Source organism: Variovorax sp. OV084 (assembly GCF_900111625.1).
In the GTDB taxonomy this organism is placed as follows: domain Bacteria; phylum Pseudomonadota; class Gammaproteobacteria; order Burkholderiales; family Burkholderiaceae_C; genus Variovorax.
In genome coordinates this window covers 1,131,613-1,156,911 of record NZ_FOII01000001.1, presented here as the reverse complement: position 1 = coordinate 1,156,911, position 25,299 = coordinate 1,131,613, and the positions used below count along the sequence as shown (strand labels likewise).

The 25,299-nt window shown below is 65.9% G+C and carries 22 protein-coding genes; 5 read left to right on the top strand and 17 right to left on the bottom strand.

All coding sequences use genetic code 11. The annotated features are described in order from the left end of the window. Positions 1-263: 263 nt before the first annotated feature. Positions 264-1,691 carry an NHL repeat-containing protein gene (locus BMW87_RS05625; protein WP_143062562.1) on the top strand — a complete coding sequence of 476 codons (1,428 nt, stop codon included), beginning with the start codon at positions 264-266 and terminating at the stop codon, positions 1,689-1,691. A gap of 235 nt (positions 1,692-1,926) precedes the next feature. Further along, positions 1,927-3,804: an adenylate/guanylate cyclase domain-containing protein gene (locus tag BMW87_RS05620; RefSeq protein ID WP_256216667.1), complete on the top strand. Its 1,878-nt coding sequence runs from the start codon at positions 1,927-1,929 to the stop codon at positions 3,802-3,804. On the opposite strand, the gene BMW87_RS05615 is transcribed toward BMW87_RS05620, so the two are convergent. Next, positions 3,791-4,525, bottom strand: coding sequence for a TetR/AcrR family transcriptional regulator C-terminal domain-containing protein (locus tag BMW87_RS05615; RefSeq protein ID WP_093075246.1), 735 nt, complete (start codon positions 4,523-4,525; stop codon positions 3,791-3,793). The genes BMW87_RS05620 and BMW87_RS05615 overlap by 14 nt on opposite strands. 114 nt (positions 4,526-4,639) lie before the next feature. Between BMW87_RS05615 and BMW87_RS05610 the strand changes: the two genes are divergently transcribed. Continuing rightward, entirely contained in the window at positions 4,640-5,944 is a 1,305-nt protein-coding gene (locus BMW87_RS05610) for an aspartate aminotransferase family protein (protein ID WP_093074819.1), read from the top strand. On the opposite strand, the gene BMW87_RS05605 is transcribed toward BMW87_RS05610, so the two are convergent. The 16 genes from BMW87_RS05605 to BMW87_RS05530 all read right to left on the bottom strand — a co-directional run bounded on the left by BMW87_RS05605 (position 5,941) and on the right by BMW87_RS05530 (position 23,505). After that, positions 5,941-7,011 carry an NAD(P)/FAD-dependent oxidoreductase gene (locus tag BMW87_RS05605; RefSeq protein WP_093074817.1) on the bottom strand — a complete coding sequence of 357 codons (1,071 nt, stop codon included), beginning with the start codon at positions 7,009-7,011 and terminating at the stop codon, positions 5,941-5,943. The genes BMW87_RS05610 and BMW87_RS05605 overlap by 4 nt on opposite strands. Continuing rightward, on the bottom strand, positions 6,969-7,298 hold the full coding sequence (gene fdxA / locus BMW87_RS05600) for a ferredoxin FdxA (protein WP_056599092.1): 330 nt from the start codon (positions 7,296-7,298) through the stop codon (positions 6,969-6,971). The genes BMW87_RS05605 and fdxA overlap by 43 nt, the downstream gene beginning before the upstream one ends. Positions 7,299-7,341: 43 nt before the next feature. Then, positions 7,342-8,682 (bottom strand): sulfate adenylyltransferase subunit 1, encoded by a 1,341-nt coding sequence (locus BMW87_RS05595; protein ID WP_093074815.1) that lies wholly within the window; start codon positions 8,680-8,682, stop codon positions 7,342-7,344. Beyond that, entirely contained in the window at positions 8,682-9,623 is a 942-nt protein-coding gene (gene cysD / locus BMW87_RS05590) for a sulfate adenylyltransferase subunit CysD (protein WP_093054501.1), read from the bottom strand. The genes BMW87_RS05595 and cysD overlap by 1 nt, the downstream gene beginning before the upstream one ends. A gap of 43 nt (positions 9,624-9,666) precedes the next feature. Beyond that, positions 9,667-10,299, bottom strand: a complete 633-nt coding sequence (locus tag BMW87_RS05585) for a phosphoadenosine phosphosulfate reductase domain-containing protein (protein WP_093075243.1) — start codon at positions 10,297-10,299, stop codon at positions 9,667-9,669. Between the two features lie 21 nt (positions 10,300-10,320). Then, positions 10,321-10,716 carry a DUF934 domain-containing protein gene (locus BMW87_RS05580; RefSeq protein WP_093054503.1) on the bottom strand — a complete coding sequence of 132 codons (396 nt, stop codon included), beginning with the start codon at positions 10,714-10,716 and terminating at the stop codon, positions 10,321-10,323. Further along, a complete protein-coding gene (locus BMW87_RS05575) occupies positions 10,713-12,491 on the bottom strand; it encodes a nitrite/sulfite reductase (protein ID WP_093054505.1) in 1,779 nt (592 codons plus the stop codon). Before BMW87_RS05575 ends, BMW87_RS05580 begins: the two co-directional genes overlap by 4 nt. 303 nt (positions 12,492-12,794) lie before the next feature. Then, entirely contained in the window at positions 12,795-13,613 is an 819-nt protein-coding gene (locus tag BMW87_RS05570) for a M55 family metallopeptidase (protein WP_093054507.1), read from the bottom strand. Between the two features lie 14 nt (positions 13,614-13,627). After that, positions 13,628-14,710, bottom strand: a complete 1,083-nt coding sequence (locus tag BMW87_RS05565; protein WP_093074812.1) for a P1 family peptidase — start codon at positions 14,708-14,710, stop codon at positions 13,628-13,630. Between the two features lie 15 nt (positions 14,711-14,725). Continuing rightward, on the bottom strand, positions 14,726-15,652 hold the full coding sequence (gsiD, locus tag BMW87_RS05560; RefSeq protein ID WP_093054511.1) for a glutathione ABC transporter permease GsiD: 927 nt from the start codon (positions 15,650-15,652) through the stop codon (positions 14,726-14,728). Between the two features lie 10 nt (positions 15,653-15,662). Next, the gene (gene gsiC / locus BMW87_RS05555) at positions 15,663-16,583 is read right to left on the bottom strand and encodes a glutathione ABC transporter permease GsiC (protein ID WP_093054513.1); all 921 of its coding nucleotides are present in this window, start codon (positions 16,581-16,583) and stop codon (positions 15,663-15,665) included. A gap of 48 nt (positions 16,584-16,631) precedes the next feature. Further along, positions 16,632-18,185, bottom strand: coding sequence for a glutathione ABC transporter substrate-binding protein GsiB (gene gsiB / locus BMW87_RS05550; protein ID WP_093054515.1), 1,554 nt, complete (start codon positions 18,183-18,185; stop codon positions 16,632-16,634). Between the two features lie 78 nt (positions 18,186-18,263). After that, positions 18,264-20,141 (bottom strand): dipeptide ABC transporter ATP-binding protein, encoded by a 1,878-nt coding sequence (locus BMW87_RS05545; protein ID WP_093074809.1) that lies wholly within the window; start codon positions 20,139-20,141, stop codon positions 18,264-18,266. A 39-nt stretch (positions 20,142-20,180) separates the two neighbouring features. Further along, the gene (locus BMW87_RS05540) at positions 20,181-21,149 is read right to left on the bottom strand and encodes an isoaspartyl peptidase/L-asparaginase family protein (protein ID WP_093074806.1); all 969 of its coding nucleotides are present in this window, start codon (positions 21,147-21,149) and stop codon (positions 20,181-20,183) included. After that, positions 21,146-22,132 (bottom strand): MurR/RpiR family transcriptional regulator, encoded by a 987-nt coding sequence (locus BMW87_RS05535; RefSeq protein ID WP_093074803.1) that lies wholly within the window; start codon positions 22,130-22,132, stop codon positions 21,146-21,148. The genes BMW87_RS05540 and BMW87_RS05535 overlap by 4 nt, the downstream gene beginning before the upstream one ends. A gap of 248 nt (positions 22,133-22,380) precedes the next feature. Beyond that, complete coding sequence (locus BMW87_RS05530; RefSeq protein ID WP_093074801.1) at positions 22,381-23,505, bottom strand: sensor histidine kinase; 1,125 nt, start codon at positions 23,503-23,505, stop codon at positions 22,381-22,383. Between the two features lie 224 nt (positions 23,506-23,729). Here BMW87_RS05530 and BMW87_RS05525 point away from each other — a divergent pair, with 224 nt between their 5' ends. Together BMW87_RS05525 and BMW87_RS05520 are read left to right on the top strand one after the other, a co-directional pair. Beyond that, positions 23,730-24,470, top strand: coding sequence for a Crp/Fnr family transcriptional regulator (locus tag BMW87_RS05525; protein ID WP_093074798.1), 741 nt, complete (start codon positions 23,730-23,732; stop codon positions 24,468-24,470). 119 nt (positions 24,471-24,589) lie between these two features. Beyond that, complete coding sequence (locus BMW87_RS05520) at positions 24,590-25,297, top strand: Crp/Fnr family transcriptional regulator (RefSeq protein WP_093074795.1); 708 nt, start codon at positions 24,590-24,592, stop codon at positions 25,295-25,297. Positions 25,298-25,299: the final 2 nt, after the last annotated feature.

Genomic DNA, 25,299 nt, shown 5'->3' with positions numbered 1-25,299 from the left:
GAACCCGGACAAGAAGCGGAAGTTCGCGGAGGCGAGCCCAATGACGTCGCAGATGGGCTGCCGGCCGTGGCTCGCGCCGCCTGAAAGCCTCGAAGGGGCGCAGAAGCTGCCCAGAGCAGCCGACGCATCTTTTCGATCAGGCCGCGTCCAGATGGGAGAGTTGCTGTAGCCGATAACATTCGGTTACGCTCAGGTGCCGATCTCGGGTCGGCAAACCGATCCGACACCTCCAGCGAACAAGTAAGCCGTTCGACCTCAGCCTCATGCAGAATACGCTGCGCCGATGGGAGGCGGTGCAACCGGTTTTGCGTGCGCGGCCTCCATGGAAAGAAGAATTTTCACAAATAAGCATGAGGGGTGTCGAGATGGGAGAACCGATCTGGAAGGCTGTCCTGCCATTGCTGCTGGTCACTCTTGTATCTTGCGGAGGAGGTGGCGAAAGTTCCGTCGGGTTGTCCAGCGGGCAGTCCCCGTCGTCGCCCAGCAATGCTTCCCCCGCGATTCAAGCGAAAGATGCCAAGCCTGAGTCTGAAGATCAGGGGCTGACGACCGGGTTGGCAGATTCATCGGGGGGGATCGCTGCGCTGCGTGTGCAAGGAGCTGACGTTCTTTCCGCGTTCGAGCGGACGATGCGCGGTGTGGATGCACTGCCTTACGCAACGCTGGATACCAGCAGCTATGGCATTCCCCGGACGATGGTGTTCGACGCCAAGCACGGTGACATCTACGCTTCGTACCCCAGCACCTTCGCGGCAGTCGGGCTGAGCGCCATCGCTCGGTTCCGATCGAATGGCGCAGGCTGGACAAGCTCGACACTTTCGATTCCGGGTTTGCGGGACATTGCGCTGGCACCCGATTCCAGCGTGCTGGCAGCAACTGACGCGAGCAACCATGTTCATCTGGTCGATCTCGACACCTTCAGCGTGAAGAGCAGCCATCTTTCCCCCCTTGGCGTTGGAGATGAAGGTGGCTACGCCGAGGTCAGCATCGCCTTCACCAAGGACGGTAAGCTGTGGATGTCGACGGGGGCGTCCGGCTGGCATGGCGTGGGATTCTTCGACATGCGTACTTCCACCTTTGCGGAGCCGCTGCCCTACTGCTGCTACGGCAGCCCGTACTTTGCGGTTTCACGAGACGGTTCGCGATTGATGCTCGTCCCGTCGGCCGCCGTTTCGCCATCGCCATCCATGCTCTACATGGACGCGGACGACGGCGTCTTCCGAACGAACCCGATCGGGCTGACCTTTTTTTACTTTCTGACGAGCGTGAGCGACAACGGCAACCGCTTTCTGATGGATGGTTCCGCTGTTTACGACCGGGCATTCGGTACGGTGGGCGCGGTGCCCCAATCGGCAGTTGGCCTGAGGGCAGCTCAACTGTCGGCGGATGGGCGCCGTGCCTACCTGCTGGAATACGCCATTGAACCCGGCTCTCCGGCGCTGCCGATCATCCGGGTGCTCGATACGAGTGCCAAAGCCGGCACGCAGCTGAATCTGCCCGAGGTCGGGAAATTCACCATTCCCGACATACCGGGTTGCCAGACTGCCGAATACCCCGCCTACGAGTGCTATCGCCCCAGGATGCGTGTCACGCCAGAGGGCAAGAGCCTGCTGATACTCGGTGACAGGAAGCTTGTCGTCGTACCAATCCCTGGGGCGCTCATCGATTTCACGCCCAAGCCTGCAAGTTGATCGTCCGTTTTGTGCGCTGCTGCCAGGTCGCTTGGCCGGCTTGCGGTGCTCCCTACGGCTGACCAGTTGGCACGGTCTGGTCGGGACCAGCAGGCACGAGGGGAATTCGCCTCGGGCCATGGTCGAACGCGGAGAGAATCGCTGCCGCGGGAGTGCATACAAACGCACAGCAGGCCCCTCACAGATGAAAGATGATTCCCGGCGTTCGAACTTGGCAGAAACACCGCCTTCACCCTTGCAGCGCACCGGCTTACGGCGCTTCAGGGTCGACGTAGGCACCATCATCTGCGCCGTCGCGCTGTTGCAGTCGCTGCTGCTGGTGGCATTCGGCTACTGGGCCGCCGAGAAGCTGGTGTCCAGGGTGGGCACGGCCTCGCACAAGATCAACCATGACCGGGTCGAGGACAACGTGCTCGCCTTCCTCGCCAAGACCGAGGGAGTCATCCGATCGATTGCCGACTCTCCCAGCGTGCACGCCACCGGCGAGGATGGCGAACAGACCGCCGAGATGCTCTGGACCATGCTCGAGCAGACCCCCGAGCTCGACAGCATCAACGTGGCCACCGACGACGGCCACGTCTTGATGGCTGTGCGCTACCCGACCCCGGCCATCCGGCAGGTGTTGCGCGGCCCCGACTTCAGCACCGAAACCTGGCAGTACAAGCGCTCGCCCGACGCCGAGGGCGGCGACGCGAAGCAGCGCTTTGCTACGACGGCCATCACGGCCTATCGCAGCGACTTCGACCCCGAGAAGCGCACCTGGTACCGGGAGGCCATGAAGGCGCATGGACCCGTGTGGACCCAGCCTTTCCTGATGAGCGACTCACAGGAGCTTGCAATCGGCCATTCATTGCCCAGCGCACGTGTCGACGACGAGGGGCACACACGCCAGCTCGTGATCGACGGCAACGTGTCGCTGGGGCATCTGTCGAAGCTCGTGCGCATCTTCGGCGCGCTGGGGACCGGCGAGAGCGCCTTGCTGAGCGCCGACCATCACGTGATCGCGCGCAGCGACCACCCCGACCCGGTGCGCGAACTGGAGTCGCCAGACACCGGCGTGCTTGGTGCCTTGCATGCGCACATGCTTGCCGCGGGCAAGGCGGGTGGCGCCGACGACATGGCTTTTTCCATCGAGCATGAAGGGCGCAAATACCTCGTGCAGACCTCGCACATCCCGCACACCCGGTGGCAACTCGTCAGCTGGGAGCCCGAAGACCTGCTGCTCGGGGGCCTGCATCGTTCGGTGCTCTGGGCGCTGCTGCTGACGCTGAGTTTTCTCGGCATCGCGCTGTTCATCTCGCTGCGGCTGTCGAAGCTCGTGACCCAGCCGATCGAAAACCTCGCGCTTGTCGCGCGCCGCATCGGGCGGCTGGAGCTAGACAACCTGCCGCTCGAGCCGAGCCGGGTTCTGGAGATCCAGCATCTGAACCAGGCGCTGGACGAATCGGCGCGCAGCCTGCAGGCCTTTCGCAAGTTCGTGCCGGTGGACATCATCCGCCAGCTCGTCGCCGAGGGCCACGCGCTCGCGCCCAGCGGCTCGCCGCGCCGCATCACCGCGATGTTCACCGACGTGGAGGGCTTCACCACCATCTCCGAATCGATGGAAGCCGACGTGCTCGTGAGGCAGTTGACCGAGTACTTCAACCTGGCGGCCGGCATCTTTGCGCGGCATGGCGGCGTGGTCGACAAGTTCATGGGCGACGGCATCATGGTGCTGTGGGGCGCGCCGTCCGACCTGGAAGATGCGGAATACCGGGCCTGCGTCGCGGCGCTCGAACTGCATGCCGAAATGGACGTGCTCAACGGCAAGTGGCGGGGCGAAGGCCTGCACGAGTTCCGCACGCGCGTAGGCATCCACACCGGCCACGTGATCGCGGGCGTGCTCGGGTCGAGCAACCGGCTGTCTTACACCGCCATCGGCGACGCGATCAATGCGGCAAGCCGCATCGAGGGCACCAACAAGGAACTGGGCACGCGCACGCTGATCTCGCAGACGACCTTCGAGGGGCTGGGTGGGCGGCTCGCCACCCGCCGCATCGAGGAAACGACCGAGCTGCGCGGCAGGCAGGCGCGCATGGTGCTCTACGAGCTGTTTGGGCCTACGCAGCCCTGACCTTGCGCGCGAACGCCTCCAGCCCGTCGATGGTGATCTGGATGTGCCGCTCGAAGCTGCTGTCGAGCGGCACGGTGGTGCCGTTGTCCCAACGCAGGATGAAGGCTTTGTTGGCCAGTTGCGCCAGGTTGCGCGTGAGCACCGGGTGGTCGAGTGGGCGAATCGTGTGCACGCGCTCGCGCAGCTCCTCGGCCCAGGCCTGGGTGTTGTCCACGGGCAGGGGCGAGAACTCCATCGTCAGGAAGCCCAGCATCGCCGCGACCACGCAGTTGTAGGCCTCCAGCAGGGGCTCGCCCTCGAAGCCGGCTTCGGTCAGCGCCGCCAGCACGCCCTCGACCAGCTCGATCGGCAGGCTGCCGTTCGACACCAGCTGCGCGCCCAGCAGCTGCGCCACGTTCGGGTGGCGCCGCACCGCGGTGCGGCAGCGGCGGAACAGTTCGGTGATCCATGCCTGCCAGTCGAGCTTGCCGGGCGGCGGCGTGACTTCGGCCATGACGGCGGCGGCCACTTCGGCCAGCAGTGCCTCGCGCGTGCTCACGTGCCAGTGCACGGTGGCCGGATAGACATCGAGCCGCGCCGCGACCTCGCGCATGCTGAAGGCGCCCAGGCCGAATTCGTCGATCTGCGCCAGCGCGACTTCGGCGATGCGTTGTTTCGTCAGGCCGCCACCGCCGGCGGGGCGGCCGGCCGTACGGGGCTTGGGAGGCGATTTCTTCGTCATGGTTGCGGCCATTGTGCGGCAGCCGGGTTGACTGTATAAACAATATTAATTGAGCACTGATCAATAAACTGCGCCGCAAACGACGATCGCATCACCACCCGAAGGACATCCGCCATGACCCATGCCGCCATCGACCAGGCTCTTGCCGGCGCATACCAGCGCTTCACCGAGAGCAACCCCACCAGCCGCCATCAGTTCGAGGAGCAGGCGCGCTACATGCCTGGCGCCAACAGCCGTTCGGTGCTGTTCTACGCGCCGTTTCCGCTGACCATTGCCAAGGGAGAGGGGGCTGCGCTGTGGGATGCCGACGGCCACCGCTATGCCGACTTCATCGCCGAGTACACGGCCGGCGTCTACGGCCACACCGCACCCGAGATCCGTGAAGCCGTCACCGAGGCGATGCAAAGCGGCATCAACCTCACGGGCCACAACCTGCTCGAAGGCCGGCTGGCAAGGCTTATCTGCGAGCGTTTTCCGCAGATCGAGCAGTTGCGCTTCACCAACTCGGGCACCGAGGCGAACCTGATGGCGCTGACTGCCGCGCTGCACTTCACGGGGCGTCGCAAGATCGTGGTGTTTGCGGGCGGCTACCACGGTGGCGTGCTGGGTTTCGGCGCAAAGCCGCTGCCGACGACGGTGCCGTTCGATTTCCTGGTGCTGCCCTACAACGATGCGCAGACGGCGCGCGAGCAGATCGAAAGGCACGGCGCCGAGATCGCCGCCGTTCTGGTCGAGCCGATGCAGGGGGCGAGCGGCTGCATTCCGGGGAGCCTCGACTTCCTGCAGGCGCTGCGCGAATCGGCCACGCGCGTCGGCGCGCTGCTGGTTTTCGACGAGGTGATGACCTCGCGCCTGGCGCCGCACGGGCTGGCGAACAAGCTGGGCATTCGGTCAGACCTCACCACACTGGGCAAGTACATCGGCGGCGGCATGTCCTTCGGCGCTTTCGGGGGGCGTGCCGACGTGATGGCGCTGTTCGACCCGCGCACCGGGTCGCTGGCCCACTCGGGCACCTTCAACAACAACGTGCTGACGATGGCCGCCGGTTATGCAGGCCTCACCAAGCTGTTCACGCCCGAGGCGGCCGGCGCGCTGGCGGAGCGGGGCGAGGCGATGCGAGCGAGGCTCAATGCGCTGTGCGTGAAAGAGGGCGTTGCGATGCAGTTCACCGGGCTGGGCTCGCTGATGAACGCGCATTTCGTGGGCGGCGAGGTGCGCAGCGTCGACGATCTGGCACCAGTCGATGGGCACCTGCGCCAGCTGCTTTTTTTCCACCTGCTGAGCGAGGGCATCTACACCTCGCCGCGCGGCTTCGTCGTGCTGTCGCTGCCATTGGCGGATGCGGATATCGACCGCTACGTCGCCGCCATCGGCAGTTTCATCGGCGAATACCGGGCGCTGCTGCCCGGCGCGCGTTAACGGGAGCCGGAAACGCCCAGCAGCTCGTGCAGCCGCGTGCTGGTGGTCGTGTACTGCAGCGGCACGGCCTTGCCTGGGAACACGATGGCCGTGGCGCCCCAGGCGGCCAGCGTGGCCTCGTGGAAGCCGCAGACGATGAGCTTCTTCTTGCCCGGGTAGGTGTTGATGTCGCCCACCGCAAATACGCCACGCTCGCGGGTTTCGTATTTCTCGGTGTCGACAGGCACCTGTTTGCGCTCCAACTCCAGGCCCCAGTCGGCGATGGGGCCGAGGCGCGGCGAGATGCCCAGGCAGGCGATCAGCGCGTCGAGCGGCAGATCGACCGTGGTGGCGTCAGGCGTGGTGATCTGCAGTTGCTTGCCGTCGAAGGCAGTGGGCTGGCCGACCTTGAAGGCCAGCTTGCCCGCGGCCACGAGGGCGCGCATAGCTGAGATATTGGCCTCGTCAGCCTGGAAGCCGTCGCGCCTATGCACCAGCGTGACCTGCTTGGCCGTGGCCGTGAGCGCAATGGCGGTTTCGAGCGCGATGTCGTCGCCGCCATTCACCACCACTGTCTGCCCGGCGAAGCGGTCCGGCGAATCGGGGTGATAGAAGAGCGAACTGCCTTCGAACTGCGCAATGCCTTCGACGGCAATGCGCTTGGGCACGAAGGCCCCGACGCCGGCCGCGATGAACACCGTCTTCGCCAGGAAGGCGGTGCCGACCGAAGTCGTCAGCAGCAACCGGTCGTCAGCCTGGCGGGCCAGCGTAGCAACCTGCTCGCCGAAATGAAACTGCGGCTTGAACGGCGCCACCTGCTGCAACAGCGACTGCGCCAGACCGCGCCCGCTGGTCATCGGCGTGCCGGGAATGTCGTAGATCGGCTTGTCGCCATACAGCGCCACGCACTGGCCGCCCGCGGCGGGCAGTGCATCGACGATATGACAGGAGATTTCGAGCAGTCCCAGCTGGAAGGCCTGGAACAGCCCAACGGGGCCGGCACCGACGATCAGGGCGTCGGTTTCGATGGGGGTAACCAAGGTGCTCAGCGCACCAGCTCCCCGATCTTGTCCGTCTTGTCTTTCCACTCTTCGGCGTCAGGCAGGGCGGGCTTGCGCTTGGTGATGCTCTTCCAGCCGTCGGCCAGGGCCAGCTCGGCGTTGATCTTGATGAAGGCGATCTGGTTGGCCGGCAGGTCTTCCTCGGCGTAGATCGCGTTGACCGGGCATTCGGGGATGCAGACTGCGCAGTCGATGCATTCGTCCGGGTCGATCACCAACATGTTGGGACCTTCGCGGAAGCAGTCGACGGGGCAAACGTCCACGCAGTCGGTGTATTTGCAACGGATGCAGGCTTCGGAGACGACGTGAGTCATTTGTCTTTTAACGTCAGTGTGAGATCGGGGGAAACCCGAGATTTTAGGCCTTTGCGGCGGCGGGCTGCACAAGCACGGCAGCGGCGGTCTTGTGGGAGGCCGTATCGACCAGCACCAGGGAGCCCAACGCACGCGATTGCGTGAAGGGAAGCACGGCCAGCGGCTGCTGCAATGCCAGCACCACGTCGCCGATGGCATTGGCTTCCAGCTGCGTTGCCGGCTCCGATTCGAGCGTCGTGATGTTCACGCGATCGACGATGCGCGCCACCTTGGCCTTGACCCAGCGGTGGCCCTGCAGCGCCCAGTACACGCGGCCCGCGACCAGCGGCTCGTCGTCGAGCCAGGCCACGGTGGCGGTGATCTCGCGCACCGGCTCGAAGGCGCCGGGCGCCAGCAGCCAGTCGCCGCGCGACACGTCGACCTCGCGGTCGAGCACGATGCCGGCGCTGTGGCCCGCATGCACCGCCTTCGGCTGGCGCGTATGGCTCAGCACCTGCGCGACCGTGGCGGTCTGGTTGCTCGGCAGCACGGTCACGCGTTGGCCGAGTTCCACGTGGCCCGAGGCGACGCGGCCCCAGAACACGCGGCGGCCCTGCGAGGTGTCGGCGGAAGAAGAGAACTTCTCGACCCACTGCACCGGAAAGGCGAAGGGCACGTCCTCGTCCTGCGCCGTGACGGGCAGCTCCTCGAGCAGCTCGAGCAGGCTCGGGCCTTCGTAGCCGACCCAGTCGGCATGGCGCGTGGCCACGTTCCAGCCCTTGAGCGCCGAGATCGGCACGATGCCCGCCACCTGCACGCCGGCCGCTTCTGCAAACGCGTTCAGCGCTGTCGAGATGCGTTCGAATGCCAGTCCGGCGTCGTCGATGGCGTCGAGCTTGTTCACCGCGAACACGATCGACTGCACGCGCAGCAGATGGCACAGCAGCGTGTGGCGGCGCGTCTGCGGGAGCAGCTCGCGCTTGACCACGGTGCCGTCTTCGACCTCGGCGGCCCAGGCCAGCTTGGTTGCGTCGACCAGCACCACGGCAGCGTCGGCGGCCGAGGCGGCCGTGACCATGTTGCGCGTGTACTGCTCGTGGCCCGGTGCGTCGCCGATGATGAACTTGCGCTTGGCGGTCGAGAAGTAGCGGTAGGCCACGTCGATCGTGATGCCTTGCTCGCGCTCGGCCGAGAGGCCGTCGGTCAGCAGGGCGAGGTCGGTTTCGCCGCCGCGCTGCACGCCGGCCAGCTGGTCTTGCAGCACGGTCTTGCTGTCGACCAGCAGGCGGCCGATGAGCGTGCTCTTGCCGTCGTCGACCGAGCCGCAGGTGATGAAGCGCAGCGCGGTGCCGGTGTCGCCGTGGACGTCGGTGTTCACAGGGGTAGCAGTCGTCGTCGCGCTCATCAGAAGTAACCGTCTTTCTTGCGTTTTTCCATGGATGCTTCGGACGTCATGTCGTCCATGCGCGTGGCGCCGCGTTCGCTGACGTCGACCGACAGCGTCTCCAGCACCACGTCGCCCGCGTCGGCCGCGAGGCTCTCGACCGGGCAGGTGGTCGTGATGTCGCCCACGGTGCGAAAGCGCACGTCGCGCACCTGCACCGTTTCGCCGTCGCGCGGGGGGGTGAGCTCGGTCACCGGCACCAGCAGGCCGCGGCGTTCCACCACTTCGCGCTTGTGCGTGTAGTAGATCGACGGCAGGCCGACATGCTCGCGCTCGATGTATTGCCACACGTCGAGTTCGGTCCAGTTCGAGATCGGGAACACGCGGAAGTGCTCGCCCGGCGCAAGGCGGGTGTTGAACAGCGTCCACAGCTCGGGGCGCTGGTCCTTGGGCTGCCATTGGCCGAAGCTGTCGCGGTGCGAAAAGATGCGCTCCTTGGCGCGGGCCTTTTCCTCGTCGCGGCGGGCGCCGCCGATCAGCGCGTCGAAGCGGAATTCTTCGATCGCTTCGAGCAGCGTCACCGACTGGTGCGCATTGCGCGACTCGCCCGGATGGGCCAGGCGCACGGTGCCGCGCTTCATCGAATCTTCGACGCTGCGCACGATCAGCTCGGCGCCCAGTTCCTTCGCGCGCTGGTCGCGGTAGGCCGTCACTTCAGGGAAGTTGTGGCCGGTGTCGATCATCAGCAGCGGGTAGGGAATGCGGCCCACGCCGAAGGCCTTTTCCGCGCACTTCAGCAGCACCAGCGAATCTTTCCCGCCCGAAAACAGCAGGGTGGGGCGCTCGAAGGCGGCCGCGACCTCGCGCAGGATGAAGATGGTTTCTTCTTCCAGCGCATCGAGGTGCGTGTTGGAGAGGTGCGCTGGTGAGAGCAGCAGTTCGGTTTCGGTACGGGCGTTCATCGGATGGGGTGCTGGATGCAGAGGATCGGTGAGCCGTTGGCTCTCAGTGCGCGAGATGCAATCCGCACTCGCGGTTGTCTTCGCCCTTGGTCGGGTCCACGTAGTCGAAGTTGTTCGGCAGGCCGTGTTTCACACAGTACTCGTGAAGATCCTTGGACGACCAGTGCAGCAGCGGGGCGACCTTGATCAGGCCGTCCGGATTGACGCTGACCGGGTCCATCTGCGCGCGCACGGCCGTGTCGGTGGCCCGAAGTGCGGTGAACCAGACCTTCGGTGCCGTCTCGCGCAGCGCGCGGGCAAAGGGCTCCAGCTTCACTTCTTCAGTAAAGGCGGCATGGCGCGGATCGTCGAGCGCCGGGGTCGGGCCCTCGACCGCTTCGCGATGCGCACGCGAGCGGCGCGGCAGGTAGATGTGCAGGTCCAGGCCCAGTTGCTTCGTCACCTCGTCGGCAAAACGGTAGGTGGCCTCGGTGTTGTAGCCGTTGTCCATCCAGATCACGGGAACATCGCGCTTTGCGCGCGTGACCATGTGCAGGATCACCGCCTCGAAAGGGCGGAAGTTGGTGGTGATGATCGCGGGCTGGCCCAGGCCGATCGCCCAGTCCACCAGGCCCTCGGCGTTGCGGCCGAGTTCGGTGTTGATGCGTGCGAAGTCGATGTCCGTGGCAATGCTCATGTCGAAGGTTCCCATTCGCTCTCAGTTGCCGGCCGCGAAGTGCGGCGCGGTCTGCACCGCGTCGCCCTGGTAGAAGGCGGCGAAGCGGTCGAACTGGCGCTGCGCGTCGGAGGCGTCCACGCCTTCCTTGAGCACGGCGCTGGAGAAGCCGGTGCGTTCCATCTGCACCAGCTGGTCGATCAGCACGTCGCCCGTGGCGCGGATGTCGCCCTGGAAGCCCAGGCGGCGGCGCAGCAGGAAGGCCTGGCTGTAGGCGCGGCCGTCGGTGAACTTCGGAAAGTTCAGGTCGATGCGCTCGATGTCGGCCAGGCACACCTCGATGGCGAGCGGGTCGGCGTCGTTGGCCAGTTGCAGAACCTTCGGATCGCCGTCGTCGATGTGTTCTTCTGCCGAGAGGATGTTGAGTTTCTTGTTCATGCTGCTTCCTCCACCTTGAAGCGTGCACCGTTGGCGGCGGCCTTGAACGGGTCCGGGCCTACGCGGCGCAGCGTGTCGATGAAGTTCTCGCCGCTTTCGCGGGTGTCGCGGTAGGTGGTGAGCACGGCCTCGATCACGCCCGGCACTTCGGCCGCCGAGAACGAGGGGCCGACAGCCTTGCCGGCCTGCGGCGCGCCGCTGAGCTCGGAGCCGTCGGAGCCGCCGAGGGTGACCTGGTACCACTCCTTGCCGTCCTTGTCGACGCCCAGGATGCCGATGTGGCCGCTGTGGTGGTGGCCGCACGAGTTGATGCAGCCGCTGATGTGCAGGTCGATCTCGCCCAGGTCGTCGAGCTCGTCGAGGTCTTGATAACGCTCGGTGATGGCTTCGGCGATGGGAATGGAGCGCGCATTGGCCAGCGCGCAGAAGTCGCCGCCGGGGCAGGCGATCATGTCCGTCAGCAGGTGCACGTTGGCGCTGGCGAGGCCGGCGGCGCGGGCGGCGAGCCACAGCGCGTGCAGGTCTTCGGCATGCACCCAGGGCAGCACCACGTTCTGGTCGTGCGTCACGCGGGCCTCGCCGGCCGAGAAGCGGTCGGCCAGTTGGGCGAGCGTGTCGAGCTGGTCGGCCGATGCGTCGCCGGGCGCCTGCTTCAGGCGCTTGAACGACAGCGTGACGGCGCGCAGCGCAGGGTTCTTGTGCGGCGCCACGTTGCGGGCGAGCCAGCGGGCAAACTGCACGTCGTCTGCGGCGTGGGCGCGCAGCTCGGCGTCGGTCTTCTCGGCGCTTTGCAGCACGCGGGTGGCGAGCGTCGGCGGCACGAAGGAGGCGGCCACGCGGTCGTACTCTTCCTGCGTGATGGTGTGCGGCGCACCGTCATGCTCGAGGATCTGCTTGTATTCGGCGTCGACGTCGTCGATGTAGCGCTGGCCTTCGGCCTTCACCAGAATCTTGATGCGCGCCTTGTAGATGTTGTCGCGGCGGCCATAGCGGTTGTAGACCCGGATCACCGCTTCGAGGTAATTCATGATCTGCTGCCACGGCAGGAACTCGCGCAGCACAGTGCCGATGATGGGGGTGCGGCCCATGCCGCCGCCCACCTGCACGCGAAAACCGATTTCGCCCGCTTCGTTCTTCACCACGTGCAGGCCCACGTCGTGCCAGCCGGTGGCGGCACGGTCTTCAGTGGCGCCGGTAATGGCAATCTTGAACTTGCGCGGCAAGAACGCGAACTCGGGGTGCAGCGTGCTCCACTGGCGCATGATTTCCGCGAACGGGCGCGGATCGGCGATTTCGTCGACGGCAATGCCGGCGCGCTCATCGCTCGTGATGTTGCGGATGCAATTGCCGCTGGTCTGAATGCCGTGCATGTCGACCGAAGCCAGCAGGTCCATCACGTCGGCCGACTTGGCGAGCGGAATCCAGTTGTACTGGACGTTCTGGCGCGTCGAGAAGTGGGCGTAGTGGGTCGGGAGCTTGTGGCTGCCAAGCAGGCCCTGCGTCTCGATGGCCTTCTTGTAGACCTCGGCTTCGGGCTCGTCATATTCGCGGGCGATGCGGGCCAGCACGCGGATCTGGCGGCTCGAGAGTTCGCCGTAAGGCACGGCCACGCGCAGCATCGGCGCGTAGCGCTGCACGTACCAGCCGTTTTGCAGCCGCAGGGGGCGGAACTCGTCTTCGGCGAGCTTGCCCTTTTGCCAGCGCTCCAGCTGGTCGCGGAATTGGGCAGCCCGCTGGTGGACGAACTGGCGATCGAATTCTGTGTATTGGTACATCGTGCGTGCGTGTGTCTTGAAGTGCGGTGCGTCCAGCGCCCCAGCAAGAAGCCGAGATTCTGAAAGCCGGCCTTATGGAAACAAACTATTTTTTGGTTCGCGCTTTATGCGGATAAGCTTATTCGCCAGCATCCATGCGGGTTGTGGGACGGTTTGATGCTTATTCCGGATAAGGCGAGATGGCCGGAAAAAAGTTGCCGGACCCGGGAATTCTAGGAACCGGACAAGGCCCGGATGGGCGAGCGGGTTCCTGGCCGCGCGGCCATCCGCTTCGCCATGCAGGCCTGAAGAGGGGCTGGCGCCTCAGCGCAGCATCGAAGACATTGCCGAGCAGCAGTTCAGCATGCGCACCGCCGCTTCTACCGTATCGGCGGTGAAGCGCAGCGTGACGCCGTCGACGCGCTCGAAGGCCGGCCACTGGCAGAACAGGTCGGCCAGCGCGGTTGACTGGGTGCGCAGCGTCACGGTCTGCGGCCCCTTGAAAACGAGCGGTTTCGCGTTCGAACGCGCGGCCAGCGCTTCTTCCACCCCCGCACGAATCGCGCGGCGCGACTGCTCGGGCGACAGCGAAATGCCGCTGGTGCAGCCCGTCGCCTTCTTGGTCTCGACGAATGTCGCGTGCGGAAAGAGCGGGCGGTTCTCGGCGATGAACACGTCGTCGCCGCTGCCCATCACCACGGGCGCGCCGTATTCGCCGGCCAGCGCGCCATAGAGCCCGGCCTCGCCCAGTTCCTGCCCGCCGAGCGTGATGCCGGCAAACGCAAAGCTGTTGATCGTGTGCGCCAGGATGCCGCGCCCCTGCGCGCGCGAGTGGTAGCCGACCATGCAGACGGCGTCCACGCCTTCTTCCACGCCCGCCACCATGCTCAGGTAGCGCGGCTTGCCCTGCACGACGCGGGCGCGCGCATCGAGCACATCGGGCGGCATGTTGCGAAAGCCGCCGTGCGAGTCGTTCACCAACACCTCGGTGGCGCCTGCGTCGAAGGCGCCGGCAATCGCTGCGTTGGCTTCCTGCGTCATCAGCAGGCGCGCGCGCTCGAACTCGGGGTTGCCCGGGCGCACCTGCTCGGAGTGATAGACGCCGGCGACGCCTTCGATGTCTGTGGAGATCAGGACTTTCATGGAGCGGCTCGCAGTCAGGCGTGGGTAGAAAGAAGGGCGGAGGCGGGCAGCACGTCGCCCAGTGCGGCGCGGTGGTTGCCGTCGCGACCGGTCACGGGCGTTGCGCGCCACAGGGCATGGATGATCGCCTGCTCGGTGCTGTCTGCCGCGGCCTGGAACAGCCCGTCGAGCAGCCCGTCGTGCAGCATCGCTACGGCCGGCATCGGCCGCTCGACGCGGTCGGGCACGGTGTAGGCGGTGGAAAAGGCCAGCACGATGTCGCCGCTGCCGTGCCCGAAGACCGAGCCCGTGCGGGCCAGCCCGGCACCTGCGCGCAGCGCCAGGCGGCGCAACTGGCGAGCGTCGAGCGGCGCGTCAGTGGCGACGATGATGATGATCGAACCCTTCTCGGCTTCGTCCACCGCCGGCAGGCTGCGCGCGGCCTGCAGCTTCGCCAGCCGGTCGCCCACCGAATGCCCGGCCAGCACCAGTTGCGGCTGGCGTCCGTAGTTCGCCAGCACCAGCGCGCCTACGGTATGGCAGCCGCCTTCGCGCGCCGACACCCGCCGTGATGCGCTACCGATGCCGCCCTTGAGCTGGAAGCTCGACATGCCGCGCCCCGCGCCGACCGAGCCCTGCGCAAGGTCGACGCCGGCATCAGCCAGCGCCTGCAGGTAGTCGGCCTCGGTCACGGCCATGCGCTGGATGTCGTTGAGAAAACCATCGTTGCACTCGAACACCAGCGGGTTGACCGTGGGCAGCGTGCGTCCGCTCTCGGGGTTGTCGGCTACGCAATGGCGGATCTGCGCCGTGGCCACGGTGCCGACCGAAAACGTGTTGGTCAGCGCAATCGGCGTTTCGAGCACGCCGAGTTCAGCCACCTGCACCAGGCCCACGCTCTTGCCGAAGCCGTTGAGCACTACTGCAGCGGCCGGCACCTTGTCGCGGAACGGGTCGCCGGCGTGAGGGCGAATCACCGTCACGCCTGTCTGCACGGGGCCATCGCTGAGCGTCTGGTGGCCTACGGTGACGCCCGCGACGTCGGTGATGGCGTTGCGTTCGCCCTGGAGCAGGTTGCCGATGAAGGGGAGAGAGGCTTGCTGCTTGCTGGAAGACATGAAGAAGAACGGAAATTACTGGCGGTCGATCTTCGGATCGAGCGCGTCGCGCAGTGCGTCGCCCAGCAGGTTGAAGGCGAGCACGGTGAAGAAGATGGCCAGGCTGGGGAACAGCGCCACGTGCGGCGAGGTCACCATGTCGGCGCGGGCTTCGCTGAGCATCGCGCCCCATTCGGGCGTAGGCGGCTGCGCGCCCATGCCCAGGAACGACAGGCTGGCGGCCGTGATGATCGAGGTGCCCACGCGCATCGAGAAATACACCACGATCGACGAAATGGTGCCCGGCAGGATGTGCCGCACGATGATGGTCCAGTCTGAAGCGCCGATGCTGCGCTCCGCTTCGATGTAGGTCTGCTGCTTCAGGACCAGCGTGTTGCCGCGCACGAGGCGCGCGAACGCCGGCACGCTGAACACCGACACTGCCACCACCACGTTGGTCATGCTGCTGCCCAGGATGGCGACCACGCCCAGCGCCAGCAGGATGCCGGGAAAGGCGAACAGCACGTCCGAGACGCGCATCACGATGCGGTCCCACCAGCCTTCGTAGTAGCCCGCCAGCAGGCCGAAGGCCGTGCCCACGAAGCCGCCCACCAGCACCGAGAGAAAGCCCGCCATCAGCGAGATGCGCGCACCCATCAGGATGCGGCTGAAGATGTCGCGGCCCAGCGGATCGACGCCGAACCAGTGCGTGGCCGAAGGCCCGGTGTTCAGCATGTCGTAGTCGAAGAAGTTCTCCGCGTCGAAGGGCACGATCCACGGCGCGAACACAGCGACGAACACCAGCAGCAACACGAAGAGCGCGGCGACGATGCCCACCGGCTGCTTCTTGAAGCGGCGCCAGCATTCGCCCCAGGGCGTGCGGACCTTGCCCGCGATCTGGACGGCCGCGACAGGTGTCGTTGGAATGAGGGTTTCGGCAGGCACGCCGGAAGCTTGCGTCATGGCTGCTTGCTCACTTGTAGCGAATGGTCGGGTTGATGTAGCCGTACAGCACATCCACCACCAGGTTGATCAGAATGAATTCGAGCGAGAACAGCAGCACCAGCGTCTGGATGACGGGGTAGTCGCGCATCTGCACGGCATCGACCAGCAGGCGGCCGAGGCCGGGCCAGTTGAACACCGCCTCCACGAGGATGGAGCCGCCCAGCAGGAAGCCGAACTGCAGGCCCATCATGGTGACCACCGGAATCAGCGCATTGCGCAGCGTGTGCTTGAACACCACGCTGGATTCGCGCACGCCCTTCGCGCGCGCGGTGCGCACGAAGTCTTCCTGGATCACCTCGACGAACGAGGCCCGCGTGAAGCGCGCCATCACGGCCGCCACGGCCGCGCCCAGCGTGATCGAGGGCAGGATGTAGTGTTTCCAGCTGCTGGCCCCCACCGTGGGCAGCCAGCCGAGCTGGACCGAGAAGATTTGCATCAGCAGCATGCCGAGTGCAAATGCGGGAAAAGAGATGCCCGACACGGCGAGCGTCATGCCCAGCCGGTCGGGCCATTTGTTGCGGTACACCGCCGAAACAATGCCGATGCCCATGCCGAAGATCACTGCCCACACCATGCTGGTGATGGTCAGCATCACCGTCGGGAAGAAGCGCTCGCCGATTTCCACCGACACCGGCCGCCGCGTGCGAATGGAAGTGCCGAAGTCGCCTTGCAGCATGTGGGTGAAGAAGCTCACGAACTGCTGCGGCAGCGGCTTGTCGAGCCCGAGCTCCGCGCGCACCATGGCCACGGTCTGCTCGTCGGCCTCCTGGCCGGCGGCAAGGCGCGCCGGGTCGCCGGGCAGCATGTGGACGAACAGGAACACCAGCACTGCCACGATGAGCAGCGTGGGGATCAGGCCCAACAGTCGTTTGAGAAAGTAATTCAGCATGGGGTGCAGGCGGTCAACCCCTCACCCTGACAGGTGAGGGGGCGAGGCTTAGTTCGCTACGGAGATTGCGTCGATGTTGATGTTGCCGTCGGGCATCACGAACACGCCGGAGAGGCGCTTGGCATGCGCCGACAGGTTCTGCTCCGTGACCATCGGCACGCGCGGCAGGTCCTTGCGGATCTCGTCCTGAGCGGTCTTGTAGAGCGCGGTCCGTTCTTTTTCATCGACCGTCACCAGCGCCTTGGCCAGCGCGTTGTCGACCACCTCGCTCTTGTAGAACGACATGTTGTTCAGCTTGGGCGCCCAGGCTTCCGAGGCGAACAGCGGACGCAGGCCCCAGTCGGCTTCACCGGTCGACGAAGACCAGCCCGTGTAGTACATGCGAACCTTCGCCGTCTTCGGATCGGGCCATGCATCCACCTGCTCGGTGCGCTGGCCCACTTCGAGCGCCTGCACCTGCAGCTTGATGCCGATCTGCGCGAGCTGCTGCTGCACGAACTGGATCGTCTTCTGGCTGGTCGTGTTGTTGTAGGCGCTCCACAGCACCGACTCGAAGCCGTCGGGGTAGCCGGCTTCCTTCATCAGCTCCTTGGCCTTCTTCAGGTCGTAGGGAATGGGAGCCATCTTCTCGGCGTACTTCACGCCCTGCGGCACGATGCCCTGCGCGGGGAAGGCGTAGCCGCCGAATGCGACCTTGGCCAGCGCTTCCTTGTTGATGGCGTAGCCGATGGCTTCGCGCACCTTGGCGTTGTCGTAGGGCTTCTGCAGCATGTTGAATGCCAGGAAGCGCGTGATGATCGACGGCGTGGCCACAACTTCGAGCTTGTCGCTCTTTTTCAGCAGGTCGGCCTGCTCATAGGGAATGGGATACGCGAAGTCGGCTTCGCCGGTCTGCAGCATCGCGGCGCGCGTGTTGTTCTCGAGCACCGGCTTCCACGAGACCGTGTCGATCTTCGGGTAGCCCTTTTTCCAGTAGCCGTCGAACTTCTTGGCCTTGACGGCTTCGGTCTGCTTCCACTCGACGAATTCGAAGGGGCCCGTGCCCACGGGGTGGAAGGCGATGTCCTTGTTGCCCCACTTCTTCAGTGCGGTGGGCGAAATCATGGCGGCCGAGGCGTGGGCCAGCGAGTTGATGAAGGGGCCGAAGGGCTCCTTCAGCGTGATGCGCACGGTCGTCGGGTTCAGCGCCTCGACCTTGCCCACGCGGTTGAACTGGTTGTAGCGCAGCAGCTTGTTGTCCTGGTTCAGCACGCGGTCGAGCGTGAACTTCACGGCCTCGGCGTTGAAGTCGGTGCCGTCGTGGAACTTCACGCCGGTGCGCAGCTTGATGGTGTAGACCAGGCCGTCCTTCGACACGTCGTAGCTCTCGGCGAGCACGTTCTGCACCTTCAGGTCCTTGTCGAACTGGAACAGGCCTTCATAGAAGGTCTTGGTCACTGCCGTGGTGATGGTGGTGTTGGTGTTGTACGGGTCCAGCGTTTCCGGCTGATAGCCGATCGAGAGCACCACGTCTTTCGCGGCCAGTGCCGTGCCCGAAGCGGCCAGCGCGGCCAGGCCCAGCAGTGCGGAAGCCCATCGCAGGGAGGAAGAAGATTGCGTCATGGAAGAACTCCAGTCGGTTCGTGGAAAAAAGCAGGAGGGCCTGCGGGTTGAAAAAATAGGTTGATCGATCGGAAAGGATCAGAAAGCGCCGCCAATGGCGTGCCGTGCAACGAAATGCCCGGGCGCAACCTGCACCAGCGGCGGCACGTCGGGCTCGTCGCCCACCGCGCGGATGGGGCTGGGAATCTCGCCTTCGAGCAGCGCGCGCGGCTTGTGGCGGCGCGACGGGTCGGCCACTGGCACAGCTGCCATCAGCTTGCGGGTGTAGGCGTGCTGCGGCGCTTCGAACACCGCGCGGCGTGGGCCGATCTCTACGATCTGGCCCAGGTACATCACGGCCACGCGGTGGCTGATGCGCTCGACCACTGCCATGTCGTGCGAGATGAACAAGAAGGCCACGCCCAGCTCACGTTGCAGGTCGAGCATCAGGTTGACGATCTGCGCCTGAATGGACACGTCGAGCGCCGACACTGATTCATCGGCCACCACAACCTTCGGGTTGAGCGCCAGTGCACGCGCAATGGCAATGCGCTGCCGCTGGCCGCCCGAGAACTCGTGCGGATAGCGCTGCGCCACCTCGGGCGGCAGGCCGACCTTCTGCAGCAGCCAGTCGACGCGCTGCTGCGCCTCGGCGCCCTTGGCGATGTTGTGGATGAGCAGCGGCTCCATGATCGAGAAGCCCACCGTCACGCGCGGATCGAGCGAGGCGAACGGATCCTGAAAGATGAACTGGATGTTCCGGCGCAGCGCCTGCAGCTCGCGCGTGGGCAGCTCGCGGATGTTCTTGCCGCCGAACTCGATGGCGCCGCTCTGGCTTTCGACCAGGCGCAGCAGCGAGCGGCCGGTGGTCGACTTGCCGCAGCCCGATTCGCCGACCAGCGCCAGCGTTTCGCCGGGGTACAGGTCGAAGCTGATCTTTTCCACCGCATGCACGCGGCGCTTCACGCGGCCGAAGAGGCCGCTGCGCACGTCGAAGCGCGTGACGAGGTCGCGTACGCGAAGAATGGGGCCGGTGTCCTGGCGCACCGTGTCTTGCTGCGTGGGCGCTTCGACGGGCTGGGCGTCGGCACTGGCCTCGGTGCGCAGCAATTCGAACTTGGCCGGCAGGTCGGTGCCCTGCATGGCGCCCAGCTTGGGCACGGCCGACAGCAGTGCGCGGGTGTAGGGGTGCTGCGGCGCCGCGAACACGGTGTCGGAGCTGCCTGCTTCCACCTTGTCGCCGCGGTACATCACGAGCACGCGGTCGGCAATCTCGGCGACCACGCCCATGTCGTGCGTGATGAAGAGCACGCCCATGTGCATCTCCTTCTGCAGCTCGCGGATGAGCTGGAGGATCTGCGCCTGGATGGTCACGTCGAGCGCGGTGGTTGGCTCGTCGGCAATCAGCAGCTGAGGCTTGCACGACAGCGCCATAGCGATCATCACCCGCTGGCGCATGCCGCCCGAGAGTTGATGCGGAAAGCGGTCGAGCACGTTGCGCGCTTCGGGAATGCGCACCAGCTCCAGCATGCGCAGCGCTTCGGCGCGCGCGGCCGAGTCGCTCTTGCCCTGGTGGATGCGGATGGCCTCGGAGATCTGCTCGCCGGCAGTGAACACCGGGTTCAGCGATGTCATCGGCTCCTGGAAGATCATCGCGATGTCCGCGCCGCGGATGTTGCGCATTGCGCTGTCGCGTGCCTGCGCGAGGTCGAGCACTTCGCCGTTGCGGCGGCGGAACGCCATGCTCCCGCCGAGGATGCGGCCACCGCCGTGCTCCACGAGCCGCATCAGCGCGAGCGAGGTCACCGACTTGCCCGAACCCGATTCGCCCACCACCGCAAGCGTTTCGCCATGGTCGACGTGGAAGGACAGCTTCTTCACGGCATCGACCGTGCGCTCGGAAGTCGAGAAGCGAACGGTGAGGTCGTCGACGGCGAGAACGCGGCCGTCCGGCAGGGCGAGGGCAGGGGTGGACATGGGAGTGCGAAGAAAAATGGGGCGTGCGGCGATGCGTTGTCAGGCGAAGATGGCCGTATGGGGCGCTTCGTCGCCGCGCGCGTGACCGCGGTACATGCCTTCGGTGTTGAAGGCGAGGCTCAGATTGCCGTGGCGGTCGACGGCGATCAGCCCACCGGTGCCGCCGATGGCCGGCAGCGACTGCTGCACCACCGCGTGCGTGGCGGCTTCGAGCGTGGCGCCGCCGTAGGCCATGCGGGCGCACACGTCGTACGCAGCCGCCACGCGGATGAACATCTCACCGCTGCCGGTGCACGACACGGCGGCCGTGCGGTCGTCGGCATAAGTGCCGGCGCCGATCAGCGGCGAATCGCCGACGCGGCCGACGCGCTTGTTGGTCATGCCGCCGGTGGAGGTGGCGGCGGCCAGGTGGCCGTGCATGTCGAGCGCAACCGCGCCGACGGTGCCGAACTTCTTGTCTTCGTCGAGCGGCGGCGTTGCTGCCGCCATCGACGCGCCTTCGTGGTCGACCACCACGCGGCCGGTGTCGCGCACGCGGTAGAGCTGCTGGCGGCGCGCCTCGGTGGAGAAGAACGAGGGCTCGACCATCTCCAGTCCGCGTTCGCGTGCAAAGGACTCGGCGCCCGCGCCGGCCAGCAGCACGTGGGCGCCGTCTTCGAGCACGGCGCGCGCGGCGCGCACCGGGCGGCGGACATGGCACACGCCGGCAATGGCGCCGGCGGCGAGCGTGGCGCCGTCCATCACGGCGGCGTCGAGCTCATGGGTTTCGTCGTGCGTGAACACTGCGCCGTGGCCCGCGTTGAAGAGCGGGCAGTCTTCGAGCATCTCGACTGCGAGGCAGGCGGCGTCGAGCGCGGATGCGCCCTTGAGCAGCGCTGCCTGAGCGGCGGCCACGATGCTTTTCAGCGCGTCGTGATAGGCCTGCGCCTGTTCGGCGCTGGTCGTGGCGGCGCTGATGGTGCCGGCGCCGCCGTGGATGGCGATCACGGGCACATGAGTCTGGGTCATCGGGAAGCTTTCTTCTTCTTGCTGCCGGCGCCGCTGGGGGCAGGGGCATCGGATGTATGGGGCAGAGCGGCAGCACCGTTGCCTGTGCCGTTGATGCGCGGCAGGCCGTTGGCACCGTGCAGCCAGGGCCGCACTGCCTGCAGGATGCGGCCGGCCGACTGCACGGGGTCGGGCGCGCGCAGCGACACCGCGCTGGTCAGCGCCTCGATCAGCGCGAGCACGCTGGTCTCGCAGTTCGGGCGGTAGCTGGTTTCGGTCTGGCAATAGAGCGCCACGTCGGCCAGCGGTGCCAGCGGCGAGCTGGGGCGGTCGGTCAGCGCGATCACCGAGCAGCCCTGGCTGCGCGCGATCTGCGCGAGCGAAATGGTGTCCGTCAGGTAACGCGGAAAAGTCAGGCCGATGAACACGTCCTTCGGCCCCGCGTGCATCAGCGTGCGCGCGGCGTGCGTGACGCCGCTCACGCCCGAGAGCAGGCGCACGTCGTTGCAGCTGCCGTCCAGCCCGTGCTGCAGCAGGCCGGCGAGCCATGCGCTGGCGCCGAAGCCGCCGATGTAGATCGAGCGCGCCTTGCCGATGCGCTCCACCGCGGCTTCGCAGGCGGCGTAGTCCAGCGTCTGGCGCGTGGCTTCGATGTTGCGGCGACTCTCGTCGAGCGCGGTGGCGAACACCTCGGACACGGTGCTCGGGCGCTCCAGGTTGCCTCGCATGCGTTCCACCGGCGCCACCAGCGGCTCGAAGCCGCGCACCAGTTCCGCACGGAAGGTGGCGTAGCCATCGAACTCCAGCGCGCGCGCAAAACGGTTGGCCGTGGCGACCGACACCCCCACCGCGGCGGCGAGCTCGTCGATGGGCAGCGTGGCGACCTGCAGCGGGTGCTCCAGCACGTAGTCGGCCACCTGCCGGTGCGAGCGCGACAGCCGCGGCAGCGCCTGCGCAATGCGCTGGGCCACGGTGGTGCCTGGGGTGTCGACGAGGATGCTCATGAAGGGTGCAACGTGCCCGAAAGTGTGCGTTTTTTGAAAACCAGTTTACAAATATAAGTCAGATAAGAAAATTTTCTGTCATTTTTGATCGAGTTTGCAAGTAACGGGCCAGGGACAGAGGGGCATTGAAGAGGCGATGCGCGACGCGTTTCGCTCGTGGAGGGGCTGCCCGAGCGGGTTGCGGACGGGCGTCTAGGGATTTCCCCTGATGTAGCGGATGCGCGCCGTACCTCCGGCGGCACCGACGGTCACTGGAGCGAGTGGCGCGGCAGTGAGATCGTGAAGACGCAACCGGTGCCGGGCACGTCCCGCACGGTCAATGTGCCGAAGTCCGCCTCGACGCTCTGGCGGGCGATGGAAAGCCCCAGGCCCAGGCCCGACCGGTCATGACTGTGCTGGTTGAAGGGGGCGAACATCTTGGCGGCGATTCCCGGCGGCAGCCCTCCGCAGTGATCTTCGACTTCGATCAGGACGTGCTCGCCAAGCTCATAGGCCTTCAAGGCGATGTCGGTGTGCGGGTGCGTGAACTTGAATGCGTTCTGCAGCAGGTTCGCCAATGCAGCAAGCAGCAGCTCCCGGTTTCCCCGGATGGCCAGCAGGGAGTCGACGGGTGACACCTCGAAGGCGCAACCCGCGGCGCTTGCAACGAGTTGGGCCGCGGTTTCGGCGTCCTTGATGAGCAGGGCCACGGAAAATGTCTGCCGCAGTTCCGGCGCGCCGCTGCGAACTTCGGCGAGCGCCCCGCTGATCAATGTGGCCATCGAAGACAGGCTGCGCTTCAGCACGCTCCCGGTGGCTCCGCCCACCGTCATGTTGCCGAGTTCAAGGGCGTGAATCGCAAGGGTTGCCGTCCCCAGAGCATTGCGCAGCTCGTGAACCAGGAAGCCGAAACGCTCCGTCGCGTCCAGGCTCTGCTGACGGGCGATTTGCGTATCCCGCTGAAAGCTGAATTCGGTGACCGCGTCGGCAATGGCGTTGTCCAGGCACCGGTTCAGCGTCCGGAGTTCCCCGATAGCGAACGGGGCGTTGCGCTCGAAGGCCAGGTCCGTGATCGCCTGGCAAAGGTCGCCATAGTCGTGAACGACCTGGTCGACCGTGTACCCCAGCTTCAGCAGCTCCTTGCCATGTGCAGTGGCGGTCATCCCCATCTCCGACAACGCCAGCGAGTCTCCGCCCGATGGTCCCGAGATCCTGACGCTCTCGGCAGGTTTGTCGTCTTCTTCGGCCGCAAGGGTTCTTATCAGTTGCTCGAGGAACAACGGAATGCCGTTCGCCAGCTGATGTTCGGTGGCGGCCCGCCGGGGCCTCAGTGCAACCTTCGACTTGCACCGTGAAACCAGCTCTTCCCGGTTGTTGGTGAGAAAGTTGCGCATGTTGCGGGACCTCGATGGCTTTCGCCTGGTTCATTCAATGAATGCCGCCTGCTTCTGCTTCCGCTTGAAAGGCGTACCGCCCATCGTTAGCCGCCCACGGGCGAATTGTCTGTGCGGCATCGCACATACGCGGAGTGCCGGCACGCGCACCCCTGTGTGCGCAAGCGCACAGACGCCGGGGCATCGGCCGCAAAATGATGGGCACTTTGGAACCTCCTTCTCCCATGGCACCGTCCCCACCCCCGTCTTCTTCGCTCGCAGCCGTGGCGCGCAACAGCCTCCTGGAGGTGATGCCGCCGGAGGTGCTGACGGGCCTGATGCCGCTCCTTGAATTGGTGCCGCTCAAGCTGGGGCAGGTGCTCTACGAATCGGGCGTGGTCCAGCAGTACGTGTATTTCCCGGTCGATTGCATCGTCTCGCTGCTGTACGTGCTGGAAAACGGGCAGTCGGCCGAGATCGCCGTCGTGGGGTTCGAGGGAATGGTGGGCGTGTCGCTGCTGATGGGCGGGGGCAGCACGCCCAACCGTGCCGTGGTGCAGAGCGCGGGGAATGCATTTCGCCTGAGCGCCGGGCACATCAAGCAGTTGACCGACAACGGCGGGCCGCTGCTGCATCTGCTGCTGCGCTACACCCAGTCGCTCATTACGCAGATGTCGCAGACGGCCGTCTGCAACCGGCACCACTCGCTGGAACAGCAGCTGTGTCGCTGGCTGCTGCTGAGCCTCGACAGGCTCCCGGGCAACGAGCTGGTGATGACGCAGGAGCTGATCGCCAACATGCTCGGCGTGCGGCGCGAAGGCGTGACCGAGGCTGCCGGCAAGCTGCAGCGCCTGAATCTCATCAAGTATTCGCGCGGGCACATCACGGTGCTGGACCGCCCGGGTCTGGAGAAGCAGGTGTGCGAGTGCTATGAGGTCGTGAAGCGTGAAACGGATCGCCTGCTGCCTCGCCAGCCCGCGACCTGAGCCGGCGGCGGCCGGGCCGCATTTGGTGCGCCTGCGCACAGACGCGAGAGGTCCCCTCGGCAACAATGCGCCCGGTTGCGCATTTCCGCGCTGATTGACTCTTCCCAACAGGCGGTTCCGTGACATCAGCCCCGACCCGCCCCGTTCTCAATCGCCTGCTCGAGGCGCTGCCGCTCGCAGACCGTGCGCACCTGCTCGAGCGCTGCGACAGCGTGCAGCTGGCCACGGCGCAGATCCTCTACGAGCCGGGCGACGTCATTCACCACATCCACTTCCCGACGAGCGCGTTCGTCTCGCTGGTATCGACCGCGGACGGCCATGACGGCCTGCAGACGGGCATGGTGGGCAACGAGGGCGCCCTGGGCTACGAGCTGTCTCTGGACGTGCAGAGCGCTCCGCTGCGGGCGCTGGTGCAGGGCGCGGGCATGGCGTGGCGGCTGACCGCGCAATCGTTCGCGCAGGAGCTGGAGCAGAACTCGAAGCTCAAGCGCATCCTCAATCGCTACGTCTGCGTGCTCTTGATGGAGTTCGGCCGTTCGGGCCTGTGCAACCGTTTCCACCTGATCGAGGAGCGCCTGGCGCGCTGGCTCTTGACCACGCAGGACTGTGCGCATTCCACGCACCTTGCGCTTACGCATGAAGTGCTGGGCCGCATGCTGGGTGTGCGCCGGGTCGGCATCACCAACGCCGCGACGGCGCTGCACACGCGGCGACTGATCGACTATCGGCGGGGGGTCATCACGATCACCGATCGCGAAGGTCTGGAGAACGCGGCGTGCGACTGCTACCGGGCCAACCGGCGCAGCTATGCGCATCTGATCGCATAGCT